Raw genomic sequence first — 6,067 nt, forward strand, 5'->3', positions numbered from 1 at the left:
CGAGTGGTAGCGCCGCGTCCACTCCGGGTCTTCGACGGTGGAGATCTTGCGCCACAGGGCGACCGTGTCCGGCCGGCGGGCTCGCTCGGGGGCGTAGGAGCGTTCGTGGTGCCAGCCTCCGTCCTGCAATGCGACCGCGAAGATGTAGGGCAGCGAATGGGTGAGCGTTCCCCGTGACGCGTCGGGATCGAACTTCTGCGGGTCGCCGGAGCCGGTCCCGATCACCACGTGGGTGTGGTTGCTGGTATGCAGGACGATTGCCGCGATCTGATCGAGGTCATTGATCCGCCGCCGCAACCGCCGGGCCAGATCGATCGGCGCCTGACTTTGGTACTCCGCCGCATGCTCTTTGGTGTAGCTGCCCAAAATGGCGCGCTTGGGTTCGCCCGGGCCCGGCAAGGGCACCTGGTATGCGCGCTCGGGTCCGCCGAGCAGTCGGGCGATCACGCCGTCCTCGCCCTCCCAGATGGGGGCCGGCGACTGCTCCCCGCGCATCGCCCGGTCCACCGCCTCGATGGCGGTCTTGCCGGCGTGCGCCGGCGCGAACGCCTTCCAGCTCGAGATCATGCCCTTTCTGGATTGGCGGGTGCTGGTGGTCAGGTGGAGCGCCTGCCCGATCGCGTGGTAGATCGTTTCGGTGTCCAGGCGCAGCATCGTGCCGATGCCCGCAGCCACCGACGGACCAAGGTGCGCGACATGGTCAATCTTGTGCTCGTGCAAGCAGATTCCGCGGGTCAGGTCGATCTGGATCTCGTACGCGGTGGCCAAGCCGCGGATCAGGTCGCCGCCGGGCACCCCGAGCTGCTGCGCAACCGCGACCAGAGGCGGGATGTTGTCGGCGGGATGGGAGTATTCCGCGGCCAGAAAGGTGTCGTGGAAGTCGAGCTCGCGAGCGGCGACCCCGTTGGCCCACGCGGCCCATTCCGCCGAATAGCCGTGGGGACCGGAGACGCCGAAGACCTTCGCCCCACGCCGCGCGGGATGGGCCAGCGCCTGCTGACGGGCGACCGTAACCGGCCGGCGCAGCACGGCCGCGGCGCTCACGGCGGCGTTGTCGATGATCCGGTTGACCAGCATCTCCGCGGTCTCCGGCGCGACGGCGACCGGATCGGCGGCGACCTCCGCGATCTTCGCGGCCAGGTGCTCGCGCCGCGGGAAATCGTCGGAGCTACGCCGCGCCCGAACCGTATGCACCAACATGGTTCGCAGACTATTCGTCTGAACTCGCTATTACCGGTGTCGCGATCGGTGTAGTTTGCTGCTGGGGCTTGGCCCGAACTCGACCAGTGAGGAGCACCCGTGTCGGACGTCGATTATTGCGTGGTCGGTGCGGGATTCGCGGGTTTGACGGCTGCCCTGCGGGTGAAACGAGCGGGTCATTCGGTGGCCTTGCTCGAGGCGCGTGACCGGGTCGGCGGGCGCACGTTCACCGAATACCGTCCCGACGGGACGTGGGTGGATCGTGGCGGCGCGTGGATCGGGCCGGGCCAGGATCGGATTTACGCGCTGATGGGCGAGTTCGGCGTTCCGGAATACAAGCAGCACAACGACGGCGACGCCATGATGATCGTCGGCGGCAAGAAGCACCGCTACGGCGGCACGATTCCGTGGAGCATGAGCCCGTGGGCGGTCACCAACCTCGGTCTTGGCTTGCTGTCCTTAGAGAAAATGTGCAAATCGATTCCGCGCGAGGCGCCGTGGGAGGCCAAGCAGGCCGCCGAGTGGGACCGCGTCAGTCTGGGGGAATGGATCGAGAGCAACACCATGTCCAAGCAGGCCCGAGAGATGCTGGACATGGCGCTGGCCGGCACTTACACGTCGGCGGCGTCGGAGACCTCGCTGCTGTGGACGCTGCTGCAGATGGGATCGGCAGGGGGTCCCACGTTCGTCATATCCGGCAAAGGCGGCTCCCAGGATGCCCGCCCGGTGGGCGGAATGGGTGCTATCTACGGCCCGATGGCAGCGGAACTCGGTGACGCGCTGCACCTTTCGCGGCCCGTCCGTCAGATCACCCAGGACGCCGACGGCGTCACGGTCAATGCTGACGACCAAACGGTGCGCGCGCGCCGAGCCATCGTGGCGATACCGCTGGCGATCGCGACCTCCATCGTCTACGAGCCGACGCTGCCGGTGGATCGGGCGCTGCTGCACCAGCGCATGCCCAGCGGTGCTGTCATCAAGACCTCGATCATCTACGACGAGCCCTTCTGGCGCGCCGACGGACTGTGCGGCCAGTCGGCCTCGCCGGGATCCCCCGCGACGTTGACGATCGACGCCTGCACGAACACCGGCAACCCGGGCATCATGTGCGTCATCACCGAAGGGCCGGTGGCGCGCCGGCTGACGAAACTCGGCGAGGCCGAACGCAAAGCGGTAATCATCGGCGAGCTCGTCGACCGGTTCGGCGAAAAGGCCAACGCGCCGCAGGAGTATCACGAGCAAAACTGGACGTTGGAGCGCTACTCAGGCGGTGGCATGATCAGCCACGCCCCGACCGGCGTGCTGACGGAATTCGGCTACACGCTGCGTGAGCCGTGCGGCCGTATCCATTGGGCCGGGACCGAAAGCTCGGCCGTCATGTGCGGGTGGATCGATGGAGCGATTCGCTCCGGCGAGCGGGCCGCCGCCGAAGTCATGGAGGCCGAGACCGCTGCCGTCGTTTAGGCCTTGCGGGCTACCCCGCCGTCTTCACCGGCGGGCGGTAGAAGATCACCAGCTGGCCGATCGCCCCGGCCAGGCCCAGCCCGACCGAGATAAGCAGGCCGAGCCAGCCGTCGCACCAGTTCTTGCCGAAGATCAGCCAATCCAGGCTGAGCCTGCCCGCACCCAGCGTGGCGACCGCGACGGCACTGACCGCGAGCACCAGGTTGTACTCCCAGCCCTCCTTCACGATGAAGAAGCCGTTGGCGCGGTGCACGGTCCAGGCCGCCACCAGCATGAGCGACACGAAGCCCGCGGCCGGGATCGGCGTCAGCAACCCGGCCGCCAGGCCGAGTCCGGCCGTTATTTCGGTGGTGGCGGCCACGGTGGCGTGGAACTTACCGGGCTTCATGCCGATGCTCTCGAACCACCGCGCCGTGCCTGGAATGCGGCCCCCGCCGAAGAACTTGTTGAAGCCATGCGCGGCGAGCGTCAGTCCCAGGACCAGCCGCAGGATCAGTAATCCGACGTCATACACGTTCATATGGGTAAACCTAGATCATCGGCATTTTGGAGACCGGAAGGAGTTCGCCATCAAAATCGCGATTATCGGGGCCGGCAACGTCGGGAGCACGTTGGGCACCGCGTGGCGCCATCGCGGCCACGAGGTGATCTTCGGGGTCCGTCGACCCGACGATCCGAAATATTCCTCACTCGGCACGGTCGAAACGAACGAATCGGCCACGGCCGCAGCCGATGTCGTCGTCCTGTGCACGCCATGGCAGGCCACCCAGGCGGCCGTGCAGGGTTGCGGCGACCTGTCGGGCAAGGTGCTCATCGACTGCACTAATCCGCTGACGCCCGATGTCGCGGGACTCGAGGTCGGGCTCACCACCTCCGGGGCGGAAGAGGTGGCGAAGTGGGCGCCCGGCGCCCGCGTCTGCAAGGCGATGAACCAGATAGGCGCTCCGATGATGGACGGGCCACAGCTGCCCGGCACACCGGTGATGTTCGTGTGCGGCGACGATAACGCGGCCAAGTCGGTGACCGCCGGATTGGTGGCCGAGCTGGGCTTCGAAACCGTCGACGTCGGCGATCTGACGCTGGCACGGCTGCTCGAGCCCTACGCGCTGCTCTGGATTCATTTGGCGCTGCGTCGAGGGTTCGGCACGAATTTCGCCTTCGGGCTGCTGCGGTCAGAGGGCCGCGTCGAGTAGCTGCGCGTACTCGTCGATGTCTTCGCAGCCGTTGTGGAAGACCGACTCGGCGGCGTGCACGCTGATCGCGACAACGTCGCCGATGCCGTGAACCCCGTGAGTAAGGCCCATCATCGGGGAGAGCGCCGGGTACCCGGTGGTCAGCACGACCCGCGCCTCTCCGAAGCTCAGATCGGCGGCTCCGCGGTTGACGCTGGAGACCACCGTGTTCCCCGCCACCCGCGCCGCCCGGGCATCGGGGTCGAACTTCGCGACGCCCCATCGCAGCAGTGGCGCTGGCACCGCGGCGAACGCCCGGTCGGCGGCGCGCGCGGCCGGATGTTCCAGGCGCCGCCGGCCATTCGCCAGGTCGGCCGCGATCCGCTCGGCGCGGGCAGCGAGCCCGAGTTGCGGGTATAGCCCGACGACGACGTTCCCGAAGTGGTTATTGGCTTGGGGCACACTGGTTTTCGCCATGGGCACTTCGGCGCCCAGCGAATCGTCCGCATGGCCGAGCATCCTGGACAACGCCGTCGACACCGCGACCAGGACGCGGACCGTGACAGTGGGCCCGCGCAATTGCGCACGGTGCCGGGTCAGCGTGCGCACCGCGCGGACCCCGGCCGGGCGCGCATTGGTGCATTGCGGTAGCCGGGTTCCCAACCCCGGCGCCAGCTGGCCGGCGCGGATGTCGCGAACCAGCCGGCGATGGGCGCGGGCGGCGTCGAGGGCCCGTCTCGGCAGAAATCCCGCCGACGGCCACGGCGGCCGGGGCAGCGGTCCGGGCCGGCCGAGGAGCCACGCCGCCATCGCCGACGCGCGAGCGCCGTCGGCCAACGCGTGGGCGACTTGCAAGACCACGACGGCGCCGGTGCCCCGGACGCCCGGGATGCCGAGGATCGGGGTGAAGACGTGTAGCCGCCAGGGCATGCGGCGAGGGTCGAGCTGCGCGTCCGCGAGGCCCGCGACCGCCGCCAGACAATCATCCCAGCCGGGGACGGGTAAGTCGTGACGGACCACCGATCGCGGGCCCACAGCCGTCGGCACCCATTGCGGATAGACCAACGGACCTCGCTCCTGGACTCGCATCGTCAGCTCCGGGCACGCGCGCGCCCGTCGGCAAACCTGCTCGATGGCTCGGTCGCAATCGGCGGGCGCGTCGTCGAATGCGTACAGCAGGAACTGGTCGTTGGGCAGTTTGGCCGACATCCAGTAGAACTGCGCGTCGACGGCCGCCATGCGGTGCCGCGAACTCATCGGGCCATGGCCTCAGCCCGGCGACCCGATGAACGTCAGCACCAGGTTGGCGACCTTGTCCGGCTGTTCGAGCTGCAGGAAATGCCCGGAATGGTCCACGACGGCCACCTCGCTGCCCGCCGGCAACACCTTTTCCGCCCAGCGGGTGAAAGCCGGTGTCATGCAACCGTCGTCGCGGCCGTGCAGGTAATGGCACGGCAGCACCGGCGCCTGCGACCACAGCCGGTTCAACTCGGCATACCGCGCCGGCGGCCGCGTGTTGCGGAGCGTCGCCCGGTAGGGCCCCAGTGCCGCCCGCCAGCTCTCGGGCGTGCCGATCGCCGCGTCGACGTGGCGCAGATCCTCCTCCGCGCGGTAGCCCGGTGACCACCGGCGCCACAGCAGCGGCAGCACCCAAGACGCGGAATGCTCTGGCAGCCAAGGCAATTGGAAGTAGAGGAGATACCAGCTGCGCGCCACCTGCGGAGGGAGATGGCCGGCCAGCCGTATCCGGTCGGCCACCCCGGCTCGTCGGCGGAAAGCCACGGTCGGCGGCACCGACATGATCACCGCCTTGGCGAATGGGCCGTCGGGCATCGCGGCCAGACCGGTGGCCGCGAGCGCACCCCAGTCGTGACCGATGACGACGTCGTGTTGGGTGCCGCCCGCGGCCGAGCGCACCCGCAAGGCGTCGTCCATCAGCGCTTCGATATGGAAGCTGCCGTCGGACGGAATCGACGACGGTGCGTACCCGCGCATGAACGGCGCGACCACCCGCCAACCCGACTCCGCCAGTCGCGGAGCGAGGTGGCGCCACCCGTAGGCGGTGTCGGGGAAGCCGTGCAGGCACAACGCGATCGGGGCGTCAGGCGGCCCCCAGGTGAGAGCCTTCAGGTCCCCGACGGGACCGGGCACGTCGATCCAGCCCGGTTCAGCCATTATCAACCATTGTCAGCCATGTCCACTCGCCGTGTGCCGCGTCCGCACCGACCAAC

At 68.6% G+C, this 6,067-nt stretch carries 6 protein-coding genes; 2 read left to right on the plus strand and 4 right to left on the minus strand.

Annotated features, from left to right (window positions below; all coding sequences use genetic code 11):
- Positions 1-1,200 (minus strand): MmgE/PrpD family protein (locus JO059_RS15955; protein ID WP_293320356.1); only part of this gene is annotated, 1,200 nt, incomplete at its 3' end.
- 99 nt (positions 1,201-1,299) lie between these two features.
- On the opposite strand from JO059_RS15955, the gene JO059_RS15960 reads away from it, so the two are divergent.
- Entirely contained in the window at positions 1,300-2,664 is a 1,365-nt protein-coding gene (locus tag JO059_RS15960; protein WP_293320358.1) for an FAD-dependent oxidoreductase, read from the plus strand.
- Between the two features lie 10 nt (positions 2,665-2,674).
- On the opposite strand, the gene JO059_RS15965 is transcribed toward JO059_RS15960, so the two are convergent.
- Positions 2,675-3,184 carry a DoxX family protein gene (locus JO059_RS15965; protein WP_293320360.1) on the minus strand — a complete coding sequence of 170 codons (510 nt, stop codon included), beginning with the start codon at positions 3,182-3,184 and terminating at the stop codon, positions 2,675-2,677.
- Positions 3,185-3,248: 64 nt separating this feature from the next.
- On the opposite strand from JO059_RS15965, the gene JO059_RS15970 reads away from it, so the two are divergent.
- Entirely contained in the window at positions 3,249-3,857 is a 609-nt protein-coding gene (locus JO059_RS15970) for an NAD(P)-binding domain-containing protein (protein WP_293320366.1), read from the plus strand.
- On the opposite strand, the gene JO059_RS15975 is transcribed toward JO059_RS15970, so the two are convergent.
- Both JO059_RS15975 and JO059_RS15980 read right to left on the minus strand, forming a co-directional pair.
- Complete coding sequence (locus tag JO059_RS15975; protein WP_293320362.1) at positions 3,837-5,093, minus strand: wax ester/triacylglycerol synthase domain-containing protein; 1,257 nt, start codon at positions 5,091-5,093, stop codon at positions 3,837-3,839. The genes JO059_RS15970 and JO059_RS15975 overlap by 21 nt on opposite strands.
- A 12-nt stretch (positions 5,094-5,105) precedes the next feature.
- Entirely contained in the window at positions 5,106-6,011 is a 906-nt protein-coding gene (locus JO059_RS15980) for an alpha/beta fold hydrolase (protein WP_293320364.1), read from the minus strand.
- Between the last annotated feature and the right edge of the window lie 56 nt (positions 6,012-6,067).

The organism is Mycobacterium sp., from assembly GCF_019247615.1.
Lineage (GTDB): Bacteria > Actinomycetota > Actinomycetes > Mycobacteriales > Mycobacteriaceae > Mycobacterium.

What these genes read in the sequence shown, in the direction of transcription:
- JO059_RS15965 (WP_293320360.1), bottom strand. Translation starts at nt 3,184, where the DNA reads ATGAACGTGTATGACGTCGGATTACTGATCCTGCGGCTGGTCCTGGGA.
- JO059_RS15975 (WP_293320362.1), bottom strand. Translation starts at nt 5,093, where the DNA reads ATGAGTTCGCGGCACCGCATGGCGGCCGTCGACGCGCAGTTCTACTGG.
- JO059_RS15980 (WP_293320364.1), bottom strand. Translation starts at nt 6,011, where the DNA reads ATGGCTGAACCGGGCTGGATCGACGTGCCCGGTCCCGTCGGGGACCTG.